At 44.6% G+C, this 17,885-nt stretch carries 18 protein-coding genes; 5 read left to right on the top strand and 13 right to left on the bottom strand.

Going from position 1 to position 17,885, the window contains the following annotated elements:
- Both AB4507_RS20945 and AB4507_RS20940 read left to right on the top strand, forming a co-directional pair.
- A partial coding sequence (locus AB4507_RS20945; RefSeq protein WP_372174756.1) for a hypothetical protein occupies positions 1-475 on the top strand: 475 nt, incomplete at its 5' end.
- Positions 476-572: 97 nt separating this feature from the next.
- Entirely contained in the window at positions 573-1,286 is a 714-nt protein-coding gene (locus AB4507_RS20940; protein ID WP_372111984.1) for a hypothetical protein, read from the top strand.
- On the opposite strand, the gene AB4507_RS20935 is transcribed toward AB4507_RS20940, so the two are convergent.
- From AB4507_RS20935 to AB4507_RS20910, 6 genes are all read right to left on the bottom strand, one after another.
- A complete protein-coding gene (locus AB4507_RS20935; protein WP_372183255.1) occupies positions 1,283-2,113 on the bottom strand; it encodes a LysR family transcriptional regulator in 831 nt (276 codons plus the stop codon). The genes AB4507_RS20940 and AB4507_RS20935 overlap by 4 nt on opposite strands.
- 106 nt (positions 2,114-2,219) lie before the next feature.
- Entirely contained in the window at positions 2,220-3,800 is a 1,581-nt protein-coding gene (gene prfC, locus AB4507_RS20930) for a peptide chain release factor 3 (RefSeq protein ID WP_017063282.1), read from the bottom strand.
- Positions 3,801-3,972: 172 nt separating this feature from the next.
- Positions 3,973-4,428, bottom strand: a complete 456-nt coding sequence (gene rimI / locus AB4507_RS20925) for a ribosomal protein S18-alanine N-acetyltransferase (RefSeq protein ID WP_017063281.1) — start codon at positions 4,426-4,428, stop codon at positions 3,973-3,975.
- Positions 4,421-4,819, bottom strand: coding sequence for a DNA polymerase III subunit psi (locus AB4507_RS20920; protein WP_017063280.1), 399 nt, complete (start codon positions 4,817-4,819; stop codon positions 4,421-4,423). Before AB4507_RS20920 ends, rimI begins: the two co-directional genes overlap by 8 nt.
- Positions 4,820-5,000: 181 nt before the next feature.
- Complete coding sequence (locus AB4507_RS20915) at positions 5,001-5,504, bottom strand: GNAT family N-acetyltransferase (RefSeq protein WP_017063279.1); 504 nt, start codon at positions 5,502-5,504, stop codon at positions 5,001-5,003.
- The gene (locus tag AB4507_RS20910) at positions 5,488-6,015 is read right to left on the bottom strand and encodes an SCP2 domain-containing protein (protein WP_029235120.1); all 528 of its coding nucleotides are present in this window, start codon (positions 6,013-6,015) and stop codon (positions 5,488-5,490) included. The genes AB4507_RS20915 and AB4507_RS20910 overlap by 17 nt, the downstream gene beginning before the upstream one ends.
- Before the next feature lie 258 nt (positions 6,016-6,273).
- Here AB4507_RS20910 and AB4507_RS20905 point away from each other — a divergent pair, with 258 nt between their 5' ends.
- The 3 genes from AB4507_RS20905 to AB4507_RS20890 all read left to right on the top strand — a co-directional run bounded on the left by AB4507_RS20905 (position 6,274) and on the right by AB4507_RS20890 (position 10,392).
- Positions 6,274-8,313, top strand: a complete 2,040-nt coding sequence (locus AB4507_RS20905; protein ID WP_017059239.1) for a bifunctional diguanylate cyclase/phosphodiesterase — start codon at positions 6,274-6,276, stop codon at positions 8,311-8,313.
- A gap of 168 nt (positions 8,314-8,481) precedes the next feature.
- Entirely contained in the window at positions 8,482-9,495 is a 1,014-nt protein-coding gene (locus tag AB4507_RS20895; protein WP_017059238.1) for a peptidase U32 family protein, read from the top strand.
- Positions 9,496-9,513: 18 nt separating this feature from the next.
- Positions 9,514-10,392 carry a U32 family peptidase gene (locus AB4507_RS20890; protein ID WP_017059237.1) on the top strand — a complete coding sequence of 293 codons (879 nt, stop codon included), beginning with the start codon at positions 9,514-9,516 and terminating at the stop codon, positions 10,390-10,392.
- An 84-nt stretch (positions 10,393-10,476) separates the two neighbouring features.
- Here AB4507_RS20890 and AB4507_RS20885 read toward each other — a convergent pair whose 3' ends face one another.
- From AB4507_RS20885 to rbfA, 7 genes are all read right to left on the bottom strand, one after another.
- A complete protein-coding gene (locus tag AB4507_RS20885; protein WP_050633591.1) occupies positions 10,477-11,814 on the bottom strand; it encodes an MATE family efflux transporter in 1,338 nt (445 codons plus the stop codon).
- An 89-nt stretch (positions 11,815-11,903) separates the two neighbouring features.
- Positions 11,904-12,311 (bottom strand): MarR family winged helix-turn-helix transcriptional regulator, encoded by a 408-nt coding sequence (locus AB4507_RS20880; RefSeq protein ID WP_017056675.1) that lies wholly within the window; start codon positions 12,309-12,311, stop codon positions 11,904-11,906.
- A gap of 153 nt (positions 12,312-12,464) precedes the next feature.
- Positions 12,465-13,388 carry a lipoprotein NlpI gene (gene nlpI, locus AB4507_RS20875; protein ID WP_372183253.1) on the bottom strand — a complete coding sequence of 308 codons (924 nt, stop codon included), beginning with the start codon at positions 13,386-13,388 and terminating at the stop codon, positions 12,465-12,467.
- 124 nt (positions 13,389-13,512) lie between these two features.
- Complete coding sequence (gene pnp / locus AB4507_RS20870; protein WP_372183251.1) at positions 13,513-15,633, bottom strand: polyribonucleotide nucleotidyltransferase; 2,121 nt, start codon at positions 15,631-15,633, stop codon at positions 13,513-13,515.
- A 378-nt stretch (positions 15,634-16,011) separates the two neighbouring features.
- Positions 16,012-16,281 (bottom strand): 30S ribosomal protein S15, encoded by a 270-nt coding sequence (gene rpsO, locus AB4507_RS20865; protein ID WP_010436144.1) that lies wholly within the window; start codon positions 16,279-16,281, stop codon positions 16,012-16,014.
- A 213-nt stretch (positions 16,282-16,494) separates the two neighbouring features.
- A complete protein-coding gene (truB, locus tag AB4507_RS20860; RefSeq protein ID WP_017059233.1) occupies positions 16,495-17,448 on the bottom strand; it encodes a tRNA pseudouridine(55) synthase TruB in 954 nt (317 codons plus the stop codon).
- Complete coding sequence (gene rbfA / locus AB4507_RS20855) at positions 17,448-17,861, bottom strand: 30S ribosome-binding factor RbfA (protein WP_017059232.1); 414 nt, start codon at positions 17,859-17,861, stop codon at positions 17,448-17,450. The genes truB and rbfA overlap by 1 nt, the downstream gene beginning before the upstream one ends.
- Positions 17,862-17,885 lie beyond the last annotated feature (24 nt).

Below are 17,885 nucleotides of genomic sequence, written 5' to 3'. Positions count from 1 at the left end.
AATTGATAGCCCACGACCTGCTCTCCCAGCCTCTCCAGAGCACCCAGATATGGACTTTGATGATACACCTCGTTGGTCTCCAGATTTCGGTGAAGACCGCCCCGAGATGGAAGAGCGTGACCTGACAGTTAAGATCATTAACGGCGAAATCCACATTATCGACGAAAACACCAGCGAGTGGGTAGGTACTGTCCAACGCAAAGATGGCGAGCTCGTATTTATTGGCAACGGTGACTTTGAAAAAACACTACTTCGTGTGGAAGGCGATGTTACTTCTGACCAATTCTCTTTAGTCAAAGGCAACGGTCAATGGGTTGCGACTGTTTCAAAAATAGATGACGGTGTACGTATTCAAACAAAGAATCACGATCATGTGTTTGATGGTTCAAACATCGACCGTAGCAAGCTTCAATCTATCGACCCAACTAAACTACAGAAAGCTAAATCCGCTATTCAACAACGTTTACGCGGCTAAAATTCAACCTGAGTTGAACCCGCTCACCCGATAATAGTGAACGCTATTATCGGGTGTTTTTACTCACTAGCTAAGGAAAGCGATTCGGAATTTGAATATGAAACGCCTTCTATTAATACTTGCTTTGACTTTCCCTTTTTACTCGTCTGCAAATGACACCCTTATTGAATCTATTGAGCGTTTTACAGATATCTTTTCCGTCAGCTTATCTCAAAGCCCAGACAATGATAAGACAGTCGCCACACTTGATATAAACTATCAAATCAATGATAAATTGCGTGTTTTTGGAGAGGTTGATACTCAAGACTATTGGCAAGCAGGGTTGGGATATTCATTCTGGCAAGGGGACACGTACTACACTGAAAACACCGTAAAAGTCAGCGAACATGAGATCACAACAGGCATTTTTGTTGCTAAGTTGATTCATGAAAATTGGACACTGCTTGGCGATATCAACTACAACTATATGGACAGAGATTTCGATGCTTGTCTTCCAAACTTATGCATGGAATATAAAACCTCTGACACATTCGATTATAGTGCAGGCGCTCTGTGGAGCCCGATTCAATATGCTGACTTTCTTTACAAATTCAACCAAGAAATCGGATTCAAAAAAGATACCCAAGACTTTTATATTAAAGATGAGACTACTACGAGATCTAGACATATCAGAAATGAAACTAGGACCAACATTCATTATCACGAAGTAGCTGTATTCTTTAACTTGAAGTACGTAAAACCGTCCGTTACCTATACCATATACCCTGAAACCAAAAACTATGTGGAATTCGGTTTAGCCTTCGATTTCTAGCTATTTAATAACTGTTTAAGCTCATCTCGTAACTCTTGATGTTGCCCATTAGTTTGATACTTCTTGTGATAGAAAAATTCAAACTCCACAGGACGCATTGAGAATGGAGGCTCATGAATCCGTAAGCCAATGGTTTTTGCTAATTGGATCATGCTAACCGGAACCGCAGCAATGTAGTCAGTCCCTTTTACCGCCAATATCAAGTTAGTGATGTTTCTTACTTCAATAGCAACATCACGAGTGAAGCTCTTTTCGGAAAGAAAGTCGACTATTTGAGTATCTTGGCGAAGTAACTTCAAGGTTACATGACGAGCTGCAAGAAATTCATCCATTGAAATCTGCTCACTAAATTTACTGACCTCGGGATCGCTCATCAATAACAGTCTATCGGTTGTCGCAAATTCAGAAGCTAAGCTCGTTTGTTTTGGTAAACCAGTATCGACTACTAAATCTACTCGGTTGAGTCGGATATCCTCGACAACGTTATCAACAGAGATTGGTGATTCAACCAGCTGAACACCATTGAGCATGGGCATTTTGTGGAGCAGATTCGCTGGCATATAAACAGTAAAATCACGCTTTCTTGATACTGCACCTTCCATCAGCTCTAAAGCATCAGATAATTGACCTGCCAATTTGTGAGCCATTGACGTTGGTTCTATTGAACGCCCTACTCTTACGAACAACGCATAGCCTACCACCGCTTCAAACCTCTTGATTGCAGCACTGACCGCAGGTTGAGTTAGCTCTAACGATTCAGCCGCTTTGGTTATCGATCTTTGTTGATATACAGAGAGGAATGGCTTTACTAAATTGAGATCAAACACGCTTTACTCCATCAAAACGGTGTACTCTTAGTGTAACAAAAAAGCCGAATGCTAGAAGCAATTCGGCTTTAATATTATCCAACAGTGTTATGTAGAACTGTCGTTATTAGTGCTCGCGCGTCGCTCGGAATTGAACTTCAGGGAAACGTTCAGAAGCTAGGTTCAAGTTCACCATAGTTGGTGCGATGTAAGACAGGTTGTCACCGCCATCTAGCGCTAGGTTAGATTGGTTCTTACGTTTGAATTCTTCTAGTTTCTTAGCGTCATCACATTCAACCCAACGAGCTGTTGCAACGTTAACACCTTCGTAGATAGCTTCTACGTTGTATTCCGCTTTCAAGCGCGCTACAACCACGTCGAACTGAAGTACACCAACCGCACCAACGATCAGATCGTTGTTCTGCATAGGACGGAATACTTGTACTGCGCCCTCTTCTGAAAGCTGAACTAAGCCTTTTAGAAGTTGCTTCTGCTTAAGTGGATCGCGTAGGCGAATACGACGGAATAGCTCAGGTGCGAAGTTAGGAATACCAGCGAACTTAAGGCTCTCACCTTGAGTAAAGGTATCACCAATCTGGATAGTACCGTGGTTATGTAGACCGATAATATCACCAGCGTATGCTTTTTCAGCACGCGCACGGTCGCCCGCCATGAAGGTTACCGCATCCGAAATACTTACGTTCTTACCAGTACGAACATGGTTCATCTTCATGCCTTGGTCGTAAGTACCTGATACGATACGCATGAATGCGATACGGTCACGGTGTTTTGGATCCATGTTTGCTTGGATCTTAAACACGAAACCAGAGAATTTCTCTTCTGTCGCTTCTACATCACGCTCATTCGCTTGGCGCGTTTGAGGTGCAGGAGCCCACTTCGTTAGACCATCAAGCATGTGGTCCACACCAAAGTTACCCAATGCAGTACCGAAGTAAACCGGCGTTAGCTCACCAGCAAGGAACAGTTCGTGATCAAACTCCGGACAAGCACCAATAACAAGCTCTAGTTCTTCACGTACGCTTTCCGCAAGATCAGCACCTACCGCTTCATCTAGCTCAGGGTTGTCCAAACCTTTAATGATGCGAACTTCTTGAATCTCATGACCGTGGCCAGATTCGTACAAGATCGTTTCGTCACGGTGAATATGGTAAACACCTTTAAACTCTTTACCACAACCGATTGGCCATGAGATTGGAGCACAGGCCATACCTAGCTCGCTTTCCACTTCATCAAGCACTTCCATCGGGTCACGAACATCACGGTCAAGTTTGTTCATAAACGTTACGATTGGAGTATCACGAAGACGTGTTACTTCCATCAGCTTACGAGTACGGTCTTCGACACCTTTAGCAGCATCGATAACCATCAAACAAGAATCAACCGCTGTTAGCGTACGGTACGTATCTTCCGAGAAATCTTCGTGTCCTGGAGTATCTAGTAGGTTTACTAGGCAATCATTGTATGGGAATTGCATTACCGACGTAGTTACCGAGATACCACGTTCTTTTTCCATCTCCATCCAGTCAGATTTAGCGTGCTGGTTAGAGCCACGGCCTTTTACGGTACCCGCTTTTTGAATCGCGTTTCCGAATAAAAGAACTTTTTCAGTAATCGTGGTTTTACCCGCATCCGGGTGAGAGATAATCGCAAACGTTCTACGTTTGCTCACTTCTTGTTGGAAAGACATAGTCGCCCTTTGCTGATCTAAAGCGTAAAAAGGGCAAGTAGATAATACTTGCCCTTGAATTCTGTGTGCGGATTATACAGAAAGCGTATCACTTTCTAAAGGGTCAGTTTACACCCTATTTTTTGGCTAATTTTGTGATTAGCTATCTAGTTAGCGAAAAGACGTAACATGACTAGCTAAAAGACATAAAAAGATAGCTCATAATGATGGCATCTTCGTTGCCTTGTTTAGTTGGATAATAGTTACGACGGCGATCAACTTCGTTGAAGCCTGCCTTTTCGTAAAGATTAAACGCGTTCACATTACTTTCGCGAACTTCTAGCCAAGCACTTTCCGCGTCAGCTTGCTCACACATATCAAGGAAATGTTCCGTTAACGCTTTTCCATACCCTTTGCCTTGCTGGCTTGGGTCTACCGCGATATTAAGCAATGTGACTTCGCCAACGATGTTTTGCGCGAAGAAATAGCCCACCACTTGTCCATCAACTTCAAGGACATGATGACAAGCGCCTCGGCTATCAAGATCTCGGATCATATTTTCAGACCAAGGGTGAGAATGCGCGGCCTGCTCTATCTTCCAAATGGCGTCTAGGTGTTGTTGTGAAGTCGGTAAAAATTGATTAGTCATAAGCACAAATTTGTTGCCATAAGTCGCGGCGGTGTTGGTTGTTACCGTTAATGTCAGACAGTAATGGCGATTGAAGTGTTTTAGCCTTCAGCTCTTGAGCCGACTCACAACCAGCAAACCATATCCACTCAACCGAACCTAAATCCACAGTAGACAAGTGTTGCGGTTGAAGGTGTAAAGCCTGAGATAAGTCGAGCTTGATACTTTTGAGTACTCGCTCAAACATCACGGCGAGATCTTCCTGAGGTTTTTCAGGCGAAACCAACAGTAACTTGCAATCGCTCGAGAGCGGAGTCAATTCAGATTCATAACCTGCTAAACGCTCTGGGTGACTTAGTTCCCATTGGCTAATGCCCATCTCATGTAGGTATTGCGCGTGTGTTTGTGACATATCTAGCGGTAGTAACCTTAAGTTTATTGGAGCCAAAGTTTATTAGAACTAGTTTTGTGAAAGCTGCCTCTATTGAAAGAGCGCTTATTAGAGCAGGGCTGATACTAACAAAAAATAAAGGAGCATCAAGCTCCTTTATTTAGACTAAATCAGTTTGTATCTTGTTGCGTGATAAATCAGCTTATAAGTCGTTGAACTCGGGGCTGTAAGCAATCTCACCAGCATGTCCAGCAAACGCACCGTTTACCAATTCAATCGCTTGGAAAGCACCTTCAGGCACATCCCAAACACAACTCAGGCCAAACTCGCTCGCAGCCTTGAAACCAAAGCGGCTGTAATAAGCAGGGTCACCCAACACAACGCAAGCTGGGTAACCAAAATCAACCAAAGTGGAAAACGCATCTTCAACTAGAGATTTGGCAATGCCTTGGTTGCGGAACTCTTCTTTCACAGCGAGAGGCGCAAGCCCTTGCCAGTTATGATCGTCGCCATCAAGAGTGATAGGGCTAAACATCAGGTGACCAACCACCTCGCCTTCATCAGAACAAGCCACCAGCGATAGCGTTAAATGGCTATTCTCACGCAAGCTCATAACCAAGTTAGCTTCTGCATCTGTTTCAAAAACAGATTTCAATAAACGATCAATGACAAGTATATCTGCCGGTGCTTCAGTTCGAATAAGCATTCATTACCTCACTTTGTGTATCTGGGGATTGTACTCCCTTCTGCACAAAATCAGCTAATTGATTTAACAAAGTTTTCATAGGAGTCGGCAATAAGTCCAAATCTACGCTATCCATCAAGTTTTTAACTTCTAAACCGAGCTCGGTATCGCCTTCAATAGACAGTCTACGTTGGAAGAAAAGCGTATCTGGGTCTTCTTTACGCCCCGCAATCAACACAAGATCGTTAAGATTGCCGCTAAAGCTTACATCTTCAACCACCTCTTTATCAGCTACAACCAGTTGCTCATTTTTGTAGCTAATACACCAACTTAACCCCATGTCTTTTATTGAGACTTTCAGCCATTTGTCTTCTAAAAACTCAAAGTCACCGTCCTCTAAAGCTTCCTTGAATACATTCTTAAGCGCCTCCAATAAGGCTCTTTTTTGTACTGTTTTAGGCAATAACTGGACTGGAGATCGCAAAATTGATGCGGCATTTTGAACTAGTTGAGTGCGAATCTTGTTTATCACGTGACTTATCCGTAACTTTGTCAATAATATGGAATGCATCATAGATGATGTTGAGATCTCAGTTACTGTTATGTATCAAATTAACTTCTGTTTGATACTCGACCTTTAATATCCTGAAAATCACAGTTATAGTAACTCAGGTAATGAGAATTACAGCGGATCGCTGCACTCACAGGTAAATATCGATAGCCACACAAAAAGTAATAAATATTTATCGATAGTGAATATTCAAGCTCTTGGAGAATTGGTAGTACTTTGATGCCTCCCCAACAACTACAACATTGGTTTACCCAGCTAACTGCAAATAGTCCGTTCTTTTTTGCAGTACTTGATGCTCAACATAACTATTTTATGGTGAATGAGCGTTACTGCGATATTGCTGGTTTGAGTCAAACAGAGCTTGCAGGCATGAATGATCGCCAAACATTGGGCGAACAGTTCTACCAACATCTCAAGCCTTACTATGAGCGTGCATTCAGTGGCGAAACGATTGAGGCCGAAGTCACCCTCAACGAAACAGACCTCGATACCAGCCTTCATTTCAGCCTATCTCCGCTTACCAATGGCAACAAAACCGACTACATCGTCTTTCACGCCTTCGACACATCAGAAAACCAAGTACTTGTCCGTTCTTTAGAAGAATCCGAAGCCAAATTCCACAAACTATCTCAACTACTCCCTGACGGATTACTGCTCGTTGAAAGTGACTATATCTTGTCATCCAACCCAGCGGCAGCGCGCCTGCTTGGCTTTAACTCAACCACAGAGTTAATTGGCGAACAGCTGGGACGCCTATTTATCGATGAACAAACCAAAACAGTCTTCAATAATAACCTCAGCTCTATTATTTCTGAGTCTGGTTTGGTTTGCTTAACGGGTGCGCGATGCGGCTTTGAACGTAAGGTCCAGCTCAACATCGACTCCACCACCGTTCTTGGAAGCAACACTCAGCTGGTGCTTATTCAAGACGCACAAGAAACCGCAAAACAATACACACCAGCAAACAGTGAAGATGCCTACATAGATGCACTGACCAAACTCTACAATCGAGTTGGGTTTACTAAGCGTCTTGAGCAGTTCATTCACAACGATACGCCGGTGGTGATGCTCTACTTAGACATTGATAACTTTAAAAATATCAATGACTCACTTGGTCATCACATCGGTGACAAGGTGATTAAAGAGGTCGCTTCGCGTCTTAAACGCTTACTGCCTCGTAAGGCCGTGATTGGACATTTAGGCGGGGATGAGTTTGGTATTATCCTTCCAGAACCTGAACATCAGCGAACACCTGAAATGCTCGCTGAAAAGATCATTTCCCTGATCAATCAACCCTTCGATCTTCACCACTTTAGCAAGCGCTTAGCCTGCTCTATTGGTAGTGTGAGCTTTCCTCAAGATGGGACTGATGCTCGTATCTTGCTGCAAAATGCAGACACAGCAATGTATGAAGCGAAAGATCGTGGTCGTAATCGTCTGATCAAGTTCAACGAACAGATGAATAAAGAAGCGCGTATGCGACTGTGGCTTGAGATAGAGCTACAAAAAGCGCTGCAACAGAATGGACTTGAGGTTTGGTATCAACCAAAAGTGAATGCCCGTGATTTCACCATCAACGGCGCTGAAGCTCTGGTACGTTGGAAGCATCCTGTCGAAGGTTATATCAGTCCTGCTGCGTTCATTCCTGTAGCGGAGCGAGCTGGTCTTATCGAACAACTTGGCCGAGTGGTAATGCGCGAAGTGTTTGCTACGGTTAAACGCTGGAAGATGCAAGGTATCCTTCCAGGTCGAGTGGCTATCAACCTTTCACCAGAACAGTTTGGTAACCCGAAACTGATTGATTACATGGAAAAGCTACTGCGTTCGACCGAGCTTGATCCAAGTGCGATTACGTTCGAGCTAACGGAAAGTGCGGTGATGAGTGATAGTGAACACACACTCCAAATGCTTAACGCCATCAAGAAACTTGGCTTTGCTCTCTCCATTGATGATTTTGGTACAGGTTACTCTTCACTGTCTTACCTTGCTCGCTTCCCAATTGATGAGCTTAAGATAGACCGTGCTTTCATCTCTGATATCGATACCCTACCAAAGCAAATCACCGTAATTGAAAACATCATCAACCTAGGTAAATCTCTCGATTTGACCGTGGTTGCTGAAGGTGTCGAAACCAGTGAGCAAGCGACTCTATTATCGAACCTCAACTGTAGTTCGATTCAAGGCTTCCACTTCTACCGTCCGCAACCAAAACAAGATGTCGAAGAGTTGTTTGCCCAAAACCGCCGTCATAAGAACTAATCAAGTACCTCATATTTAAACCAAGCCAACATGTAAAACGGTCACTCGTCAGTACCTCAAACGGAGTAAAAGCAGATTTATCCATCTAAACCTGCCTTACATCAATTCCGTCATTCACAATTCTTCATAAAATGCTCGCTTCAACTTAATTCTACTGGTAGTGAGCAAATGGAACTCTTATGCCCAGCGGGTAACTTACCTGCTTTGAAAACCGCTATTGATTGTGGTGCGGATGCTGTCTATATCGGATTCAAAGACGATACCAATGCCCGACACTTTGCAGGCCTAAACTTTGCGGGTAAAAAGCTCGATCGTGCTGTGCAGTATGTGCATGACCACAACAAGAAAATTCATGTTGCCCTAAATACGTTTGCTCACCCAAATGGCTTCGACCGTTGGACTAATGCCGTAGACAACGCCGCTGCTCTGGGTGTTGATGCGCTGATCATCGCAGACATCGCGGTGCTTGAGTACGCAGCAAATAAGTATCCAGATCTAGAACTGCACCTATCAGTGCAAGCATCTGCGACCAATGCGGCGGCTATCGACTTCTACCATAAAAACTTCAACGTTAAGCGTGTCGTACTACCGCGTGTGTTGTCGATTCATCAGGTCAAACAGCTTTCTCGTAACATCACTTCTGACGTTGACCTTGAAGTATTCGCTTTTGGTAGCTTGTGCATCATGGCAGAAGGCCGTTGCTACCTCTCTTCATACATGACAGGCGAATCACCAAATACTGTTGGTGCTTGTTCTCCGGCGAAATACGTTCGCTGGCAAGAAACAGAAACTGGCCTCGAATCTCGCTTGAACGAAATCCTTATCGATAAATATGAAGCAGGTGAAAACGCAGGTTACCCAACGCTGTGTAAAGGCCGCTTTGAAGCAGATATCGATGGTGAGCGTAAGCGCTATCACGCACTTGAAGAGCCCACCAGCCTCAACACGCTATCCATGTTGCCTGAGCTTTTCGCGGCAAACGTTGCCTCAGTGAAGATTGAAGGTCGCCAACGCAGCCCGGCTTATGTTGAACAAGTCACTCGCACTTGGCGCGCAGCTATCGATCGCTACTTAGCGAACCCAGAACAATACCAAGTGGAACAAGCTTGGAATGCGACACTGGCGAATGTATCTGAAGGTACACAAACCACGCTTGGCGCTTATCACCGTAAATGGCAATAGAGCCAAATGGAGAACTCAATGAAATACGCATTAGGCCCTCTACTTTATTTTTGGCCAAAACAAGACGTTGAAAGCTTCTATGAGCAAGCGAAATCAAGCTCTGCCGACATCATCTATCTAGGTGAAGCTGTGTGTTCAAAACGTCGTGAGATGAAAGCGAAACACTGGATGGACATTGCTAAAGAGCTGTCTGCTTCAGGTAAGCAAGTTGTCCTCTCGACCATGGCATTGCTCGAAGCACCAAGCGAAGTCAACATCATGAAGAAGTACATCGATAACGGTGACTTTGCTATCGAAGCCAATGATGTGTCTGCTATTCAACTGGCCAGCGAAAGCAAAGTACCTTTCGTGGTTGGCCCGGCAGTAAACACCTACAACGCACGCACCCTGAACCTGTTCTTGAAACAAGGTATGACGCGTTGGTGTATGCCGGTTGAGCTTTCTCGCGAATGGCTAAGCAACGTAATGACCCAGTGCGAAGAGCTAAATATTCGTAACAAGTTCGAAGTTGAAGTGTTTAGCCACGGCTACCTACCGCTTGCTTACTCAGCACGCTGCTTTACCGCTCGCGCTGAAAACAAAGCTAAAGACGATTGCGAAACCTGCTGTATCAAGTACCCAACAGGGCTACAAGTAGAAAGCCAAGAAGGCCAATCAGTCTTCAACCTTAACGGTATTCAGACGCAATCAGGCTACTGCTACAACCTAGTCAACGATTTGCCAAATATGCACGACTTGGTTGATGTGGTTCGTTTAAGCCCACTCGGCATCGATACCTTCTCTGAAATCAATAACTTCAGAGCGAACGAGCAAGGTCAAAAACCGATGAAGATTGAAAGCCGCCAATGTAATGGTTACTGGCATCAGCTTGCAGGTTTAGACGTTAAGAACATCTAGTTCCTCGCATTGGACTAACCAGCAACAGATACAAAAAAGGTCTAGCGTTCGCTAGACCTTTTTAATTCGACTTAAGAAACAGACCTATGCCGTCGCTGTTTCCATCGGTGAGGCATCGAGCTTCTTTAAGTCTTTGTAGAGCATTACCATCACCACCACACTTAACGCGATGTTAGACAGTGGGTACGCAATCCAGATCCCCGGCACACCGTACAACTTAGGCATGATATACAGGAACGGCAGTTGGATTAGCATATTGCCTATCGTTACAAACATCGCCTTGCTGCCCTTGTTTACCGCTTGGTAATAAGCACCCGCTACCACTAAGAAACCGTCCAGCGCCAATGCAAACATGTGTAGTCGAATACCCAACACCGTGTACTCAACTAACTGAGGTTCGTCTGAGTTAAATACTGATACAAACTCACGTGGGAACGCATTGAGAAGCAGCACGAACGCCACACCAATCAATACCGAACTCATCATCGCAATCTTAAGTAGCTTGCGGATGTTTGCTTGGTTACGCGCACCATGGTTGTAGCTCACCAATGGTTGCATGCCGTTGGCGATACCTTCAGCCGTGAGATAATAAACCGTCACGATGTAGCCCAAAATCGCGTAAGCACCGATCATCAACTGGTCGCCATATTGAGAGAACAACGCATTGTGCAACGCCACCATCATCGAACCATAAGCGTACATAAAGAAGCTTGATGTACCAATGGCGAAGATTTGTGGAATCACATCCAGCTTCAATCTCAACTCATTCCAACGTAAACGTAGGTTTGCTCGACGCGAGAAGAAGTAAGCCAAGCCGAGAGCCGTTACTACAAACTGGGCAATCGCTGTTGCTAATGCTGCACCCATCAACTCCCAGCCATAGAGAGCGATAAACAGGTAATCGAGCACGATATTAATCACCGCACCAACGATCATCAGTATCGTCGCTAAGTTCGGACTGTCATCGTTACGCAGTAGAAACGGCATCGCGATCGAACCTAGCGTGAAGACACTAGCACCAATCAGAATGTGTAAGTACTGCAGACCAAGTTCATACACTCGCCCTTCAGCGCCCTGCCAAAGCAAGAAGTTATCAGCAAACAAGAACAGCAATGCAGAGACAATAGGCGTTATCGCTAACAACAAGGTTAAGCCCGTTGCTAAGATCTGCTTAGCGCCTTGAGTATCTTTTTCACCTTGGCGAATCGAGACAAGCGCACCTGTGCCCACACCCACCAACATACCAATACCAAGAATCGAACCAATCACAGGCCACGCAACATTGATACCTGCAAGTCCATCAGCCCCCACATAGCGGCCAATGAAGATGCCATCCACCACTTGGTACAGGCCATTAACCAACATGGCCGCCACGGTAGGGATTGTGTATCGCCAAAATTGACGACTAATTGAGTTACTCATTTCTTACTCTACTTTCATTTGTGAGTCGCATATCAACAAGATATGACTCGAAAAATTAGTTAACAAGGCTAACTAAATATCTAAATTATTTACTTTAAAGCTTTATTTAATAATAGGTTTAACTGCTGAGATTCTTGCTCAGACAAACGGCTTTCCAGTATCTGTGCCATGACCTGATAGATCTTACTTTCTTCTTCCAAGCCGACTTCCGCTTTGCTGGTCAGTACGACCAACTTAGACCTCGCATCTTCGAGCGAAGCTTTACGCTCAACGAGACCTTTTCTCTCTAACCTTTGAACCATAGTAGTTGCTGAAGGCTTGGTTACTTGCATTTCAATCGCCAGATCTGTCAATCGGATCGGTTCAGGAGAGGCTTGAATGACCTTCAAATAGTCATATTCATTGAAGCTCAATTGGCAAATAGGATCTTCATTTACCTGAGTGCGCCATATCTTAGAGGCGAAGCGCTCAATCTTTTCTAAATTCTGGTTCAGCATACTCACCTAATCAAAGAATGGCATTTAGTTAGCAAGACTAACTATTTTAGTGTTGTTTAAATAAAAAGCAATCAAAACGAGATGAAGATCATAAAAAAGGAGCATAAAAAAACCGCTGACAGGCAGCGGCTTTTCGGAATCAAAATGTGTTGCTTACTTAGCGTTAGCTTCTTCTTCGGCCTCAGCTAACTTAACTTGTGCTAAGTGCTCAGCTTTAAGCGTGGTGAAGATACGGCTTAACTCTAAGAAAGAGTAACGGTGTTCTACGTATTCATACACGTTAAAAGAAACCGCTAACTTGTACAAAGAGATAGCATTCGCGTAATCACCATTCATATGGTAACGCTTAGCAAGGTAGAAGTACGTCTCTGTTAGACGCTGCGCAAGTAACGTGTTGTCACGAGTACCGGTTAAGATCGCCTTGAAAGCCTGCTCTTCAGTAATGTCATCAAGCATAATCGCGACTAATACCCAACCCCACTGCTCATCACGGCTCTCGTAACGTTTTTGCAAATCAAGCTTAGCCTGCTCTGGCGTCAGCTCATGCTGAATGATGTACAACCACAGAGCGCGAAACGGATCGCTAGGATCGTCGGCATAGTGCTTCATCATCTCTTCATTGGCTAAGTCGTAACGCTCGCCATAGTAAAGCGCGATAGAGCGGTTCCTTTCTGCGTAAGAGTTTGCAGGATCAAGCTCTAACGTAGAATCAAAAGATTCATAAGCCGCATCAAACTCCCCTACCTGCGTAAAGTAAACACCCAAAAGATTGAAGATACCAGGTTGAGCAGGGTTCAATGAAAGAGATTGGTTGAAGTCGAGACGCGCGAGATCACGCAGGCCAACACTGTCGTAGTAGTTACCACGTTCAAACAGCATCTTAGCTCGAACTTCATCGTTCAAATCTGGGCGCTGTAATAACTGACTAAGACGTGCAATTTGAACTTCTTGCTGAACGCTTGGTTGCAGTGGCACAGCCATCGGTGGATAAACCCAACTTGAGGTGTTATCTGATGTTGTCGCACAACCTGTTAGTACAAGCAGTAAACACATACTCGCGGTTTGAAACCATTTCACAAATAATTACTCCTGTTATGACCGCAATAAAAAAGGGGAGCGATATGCTCCCCTTTATAACATGCTTTGTTGACGATAGGTTAGAAATCACTAAAAAGCGATATCACCATCGACACACTGAGAATTACTCAGCAGCAGGTGCTTCGCCTTCAGCTGGCGTTTCAACTGCTTCTTTCATGCTTAGACGTACACGGCCTTGACGGTCAATTTCAAGAACCTTAACAGGAACTTCTTGACCTTCAGTTAGGTAGTCAGACACTTTCTCAACGCGCTTGTCAGCGATTTGAGAGATGTGTACTAGACCATCTTTACCTGGAAGGATAGTAACGAATGCACCGAAGTCAGCTAGACGAGCAACTTTACCTTGGTAAATGCGGCCAACTTCAACTTCAGCTGTGATCTCTTCGATACGACGGATAGCTTCTTTAGCAGCTGCGCCTTCAGTAGCAGCAATCTTGATTGTGCCATCGTCTTCGATTTCGATTGTAGTACCAGTTTCTTCACAAAGAGCACGGATAACTGCGCCGCCTTTACCGATAACATCTTTGATCTTATCAGAGCTGATTTTCATTGTGTGGATACGTGGAGCGAATTCAGAGATATCTTCACGAGCACCAGAGATAGCTTCATCCATTACAGAAAGGATGTGCTTACGTGCACCTTGCGCTTGGTTAAGTGCAATTTGCATGATCTCTTTAGTGATACCTTCGATCTTGATGTCCATTTGAAGTGCAGTGATACCAGCGTTAGTACCTGCTACTTTAAAGTCCATGTCACCTAGGTGATCTTCGTCGCCAAGGATGTCAGAAAGAACAACGAAATCGTCGCCTTCTTTAACAAGACCCATTGCGATACCCGCAACAGAAGCTTTGATTGGAACACCAGCATCCATAAGAGCTAGAGATGTACCACATACAGAAGCCATTGAAGAAGAACCGTTAGATTCTGTGATTTCCGATACAACACGAACTGTGTATGGGAATTCTTCAACAGAAGGCATTACTGCTTGGATACCACGTTTAGCAAGCTTACCGTGACCAATTTCACGACGCTTAGGAGAACCAACGAAACCAGTTTCACCTACACAGTATGGAGGGAAGTTGTAGTGTAGAAGGAAGTTGTCTTTCTTCTCACCCATCAGGCTGTCGATGATTTGAGCATCACGTTGTGTACCAAGCGTTGCAGTAACAAGTGCTTGAGTTTCACCACGAGTGAATAGAGAAGAACCGTGTGTACGTGGAAGAACACCAGTACGTACGTCTAGCGCACGAACCATGTCTTTTTCACGGCCATCGATACGTGGGTTGCCAGCAATAATGCGGCTACGTACTACGTTTTTCTCTAGAGAACCAAGCATGCCGCGGATTTCGCGCTCATCTAGGTTTTCGTCTTGTGCAATTAGAGCTTCAACAGTGTCGTTCTTGATTGCGCCAACTTGCTCGTAACGCGCCATTTTCTCAGTGATCTGGTACGCGTCAGATAGACGAGTTTCAGCAAGTTCAGCAACTTGAGCTTTAAGCTCAGTGTTAACTGCTGGCGCTTCCCAGTTCCAAGATGGAGTTGCAACTTCAGCAGCAAACTCGTTGATTGCTTTGATTACAACTTGTTGTTGGTCGTGACCGTAAACAACAGCTGAAAGCATTTCTTCTTCAGATAGGTTATCTGCTTCAGATTCAACCATAAGTACTGCGCCTTCTGTACCAGACACAACTAGGTCTAGTTTAGAGTTTTCAAGCTCAGTATTTGATGGGTTAAGAACAAGTTCGCCGTCGATGTGACCAACACGTGCAGCACCGATAGGACCATTGAATGGAGCACCAGAGATAGCAAGCGCAGCAGATGTTGCGATCATAGTGATCATGTCTGGGTTTACGTCAGGGTTGATAGAAACAACCGTAGCGATAACTTGAACTTCGTTTTTAAACGCACTTGGGAAAAGTGGACGAATTGGACGGTCAATCAGACGAGCTGTTAGTGTTTCGCCTTCAGATGGACGACCTTCACGCTTGAAGAAACCACCAGGGATTTTACCCGCAGCGTATGTACGCTCTTGGTAGTTTACTGTTAGTGGGAAGAAGTCTTGACCTGCAACTGCTTCTTTCTTAGCAACAACAGAAACGAATACTGAAGTATCGTCCATAGTCGCCATTACAGCAGCAGTAGCTTGACGTGCAATTACGCCCGTTTCTAGAGTAACGGTGTGGTTACCGTACTGGAACGATTTTACAACTGGTTTTTCAAACATTGTATATCCTTAGCTCTAAAGTCAGACTTTAGATTAAGTGAATAATGACTCAAGACATTACCAATCGCGACTAGTGAAAAGGGACTTAGGATGGTGACTCTTTGTATGTGTTCATACGCCGAATTAAGACCAAATCCGCCTTTGAATAGTCGCGACCTATTGGCCGACATCTGTGACTGTAATCTCTTGAGAGGTTGATTGCCAAACGCTGAAAACGCTATAGGCGGGCGTAGTATAAACTATTTTTATTAGGAGATATATTTCCTATCAGAAAAAGCCAGATGATATTCTGAGCATCCAGCCTAGCATTTTCTTACAGGCACAAAAAAAGGAGCATAAATGCTCCTTTTCTTCAAACTGTCTTTGCAGACATCGCTATTAGCGACGTAGGCCTAGACGCTTGATTAGGTCTTGGTAACGAGCAAGGTTTTTGCCTTTCAAGTAATCAAGAAGCTTACGACGGCTAGAAACCATACGTAGTAGACCACGACGGCTGTGGTGATCGTGTTTGTGCGCTTTGAAGTGACCTTGTAGGTGGTTGATAGAAGCAGTAAGTAGTGCTACTTGTACTTCTGGTGAACCTGTGTCGCCTTCAGATTGTGCGTATTCTGCAACGATTGCTGCTTTAGTTTCTGCATTCAGAGACATAATTCTCTCCTGATAAGAGTAAGTTTATATTTGTAGCAGCCAATCTCTGATTCAGCCGCTACGCGAGCCGAGGATTATAGGGAAGTTTGTCAGTTGGTGCAATAACAATCGAACCCATTAAAAACGAAAAAAGCGAACCACCTAAATTAGGCGTTCGCTTTCTATCTTATTTGCTCACTTTTCACGACTCAGCGCTAAGATCCGATGTAAGCGCTACGCTTGTGGCTCTTCATCTCTGAAAACAACCAAACGCTTCGGTGCAACTCGGCCATCTTCAGCAATCTGAGCTACGCCGACAAACAGCTTCTCTTCGCCACTTGTCATACGAACCGTGCCTTCAGTTGGCGCACCAGCAACCTGAACTGGCATACCGTGCTGAACTAGGTCAGTCAGTTCCGCGTTCAGGTTTACTTCTGGTAAGTCTTCAACGGCAGTGTCCATTGGCATCAGCAGTGGATCAAGCAGCTCTTTCGGTGCAATTTCTTGCGCCTGTGCTTGCTCTAGGATCTCGTTTAACTGCTCCAAAGTCACCATACGCTCGTATGGGTACTTTGCGACACCTGTACGACGAAGCATGGTCACGTGAGCACCACAACCTAGCATTTCACCAAGGTCGTCGGTAATTGTGCGGATGTATGTGCCTTTCGAACAATGCACTTCCATTTCAACTTCATCACCTTCAAAGCGAAGCAGTTCAATAGAGTACACAGTGATCTTACGAGACTCACGAGGAACCTCGATACCTGCACGTGCGTATTCGTACAAAGGCTTACCTTGATACTTCAATGCCGAAAACATTGATGGTATCTGATCGGTTTCACCCTTGAAGCTCGCAATGCAACGTTCAAGCTGTTCTTGAGTCACGTTAACATCACGTGTCTCTACCACTTCACCATCAGAGTCAGAGGTATTGGTACGCTCACCAAGCTTAGCGATAACAACGTAGCGCTTATCAGAATCTAGAAGAAACTGAGAGAACTTCGTTGCTTCACCAAGACAAATTGGCAGCATGCCAGTCGCAAGAGGATCCAGAGCACCGGTGTGCCCTGCCTTCTCTGCAAAGTAAATACGCTTTACTTTTTGCAGTGCATCATTAGACGAAATGCCAGTCGGCTTATCTAATAGAATTACCCCGTTGATAGGGCGACCTTTACGACGGCGAGCCATTACTCTTCGCCCTTAGACTGAGCTTCGTCAGTGCGGCCAGCTTCTTCTTGCTTACGCTTATCATCGTTCAGAACTTCACTTACTAGGTTAGACATACGCATGCCTTCTACTAGTGTGTTGTCGTAAGTAAAACGAACTTCAGGCGTTAGACGGTGGCGAATACGCTTACCAAGAGCCATACGAACTGGCACTTCATGCTCTTTAAGAGCTTTAAGGCATGATTCAGGAGTTTGCTCACCAACACACAGGAAAGTCACGAACACTTTTGCGTAAGCAAGGTCACGAGACACTTCTACGTCTGAGATAGTTACCATACCAATACGTGAGTCACGAACTTCACGTTGTAGGATAAGAGCAAGCTCTTTTTGAAGCTGCTGAGACACACGTTGTGTGCGGCTAAATTCTTTTGACATTTTCTTTTCTCACTTAGAAAGATG

This window comes from Vibrio sp. 10N.222.54.A3, from assembly GCF_041474095.1.
Classification (GTDB): Bacteria; Pseudomonadota; Gammaproteobacteria; order Enterobacterales; family Vibrionaceae; genus Vibrio; species Vibrio crassostreae_C.
The sequence above is the reverse complement of the archived record's forward strand: the minus strand, read 5'-3'. Positions and strand labels throughout refer to the sequence as shown.

Excerpts from the sequence above, each read along its gene's own strand:
- AB4507_RS20940 (WP_372111984.1), top strand. The coding sequence starts at position 573 with ATGAAACGCCTTCTATTAATACTTGCTTTGACTTTCCCTTTTTACTCG.
- prfC (WP_017063282.1), bottom strand. The coding sequence starts at position 3,800 with ATGTCTTTCCAACAAGAAGTGAGCAAACGTAGAACGTTTGCGATTATC.
- rimI (WP_017063281.1), bottom strand. The coding sequence starts at position 4,428 with ATGACTAATCAATTTTTACCGACTTCACAACAACACCTAGACGCCATT.
- AB4507_RS20920 (WP_017063280.1), bottom strand. The coding sequence starts at position 4,819 with ATGTCACAAACACACGCGCAATACCTACATGAGATGGGCATTAGCCAA.
- AB4507_RS20915 (WP_017063279.1), bottom strand. The coding sequence starts at position 5,504 with ATGCTTATTCGAACTGAAGCACCGGCAGATATACTTGTCATTGATCGT.
- AB4507_RS20905 (WP_017059239.1), top strand. The coding sequence starts at position 6,274 with ATGCCTCCCCAACAACTACAACATTGGTTTACCCAGCTAACTGCAAAT.
- AB4507_RS20895 (WP_017059238.1), top strand. The coding sequence starts at position 8,482 with ATGGAACTCTTATGCCCAGCGGGTAACTTACCTGCTTTGAAAACCGCT.
- AB4507_RS20890 (WP_017059237.1), top strand. The coding sequence starts at position 9,514 with ATGAAATACGCATTAGGCCCTCTACTTTATTTTTGGCCAAAACAAGAC.
- AB4507_RS20885 (WP_050633591.1), bottom strand. The coding sequence starts at position 11,814 with ATGAGTAACTCAATTAGTCGTCAATTTTGGCGATACACAATCCCTACC.
- AB4507_RS20880 (WP_017056675.1), bottom strand. The coding sequence starts at position 12,311 with ATGCTGAACCAGAATTTAGAAAAGATTGAGCGCTTCGCCTCTAAGATA.
- pnp (WP_372183251.1), bottom strand. The coding sequence starts at position 15,633 with ATGTTTGAAAAACCAGTTGTAAAATCGTTCCAGTACGGTAACCACACC.
- rpsO (WP_010436144.1), bottom strand. The coding sequence starts at position 16,281 with ATGTCTCTGAATGCAGAAACTAAAGCAGCAATCGTTGCAGAATACGCA.
- truB (WP_017059233.1), bottom strand. The coding sequence starts at position 17,448 with ATGGCTCGCCGTCGTAAAGGTCGCCCTATCAACGGGGTAATTCTATTA.
- rbfA (WP_017059232.1), bottom strand. The coding sequence starts at position 17,861 with ATGTCAAAAGAATTTAGCCGCACACAACGTGTGTCTCAGCAGCTTCAA.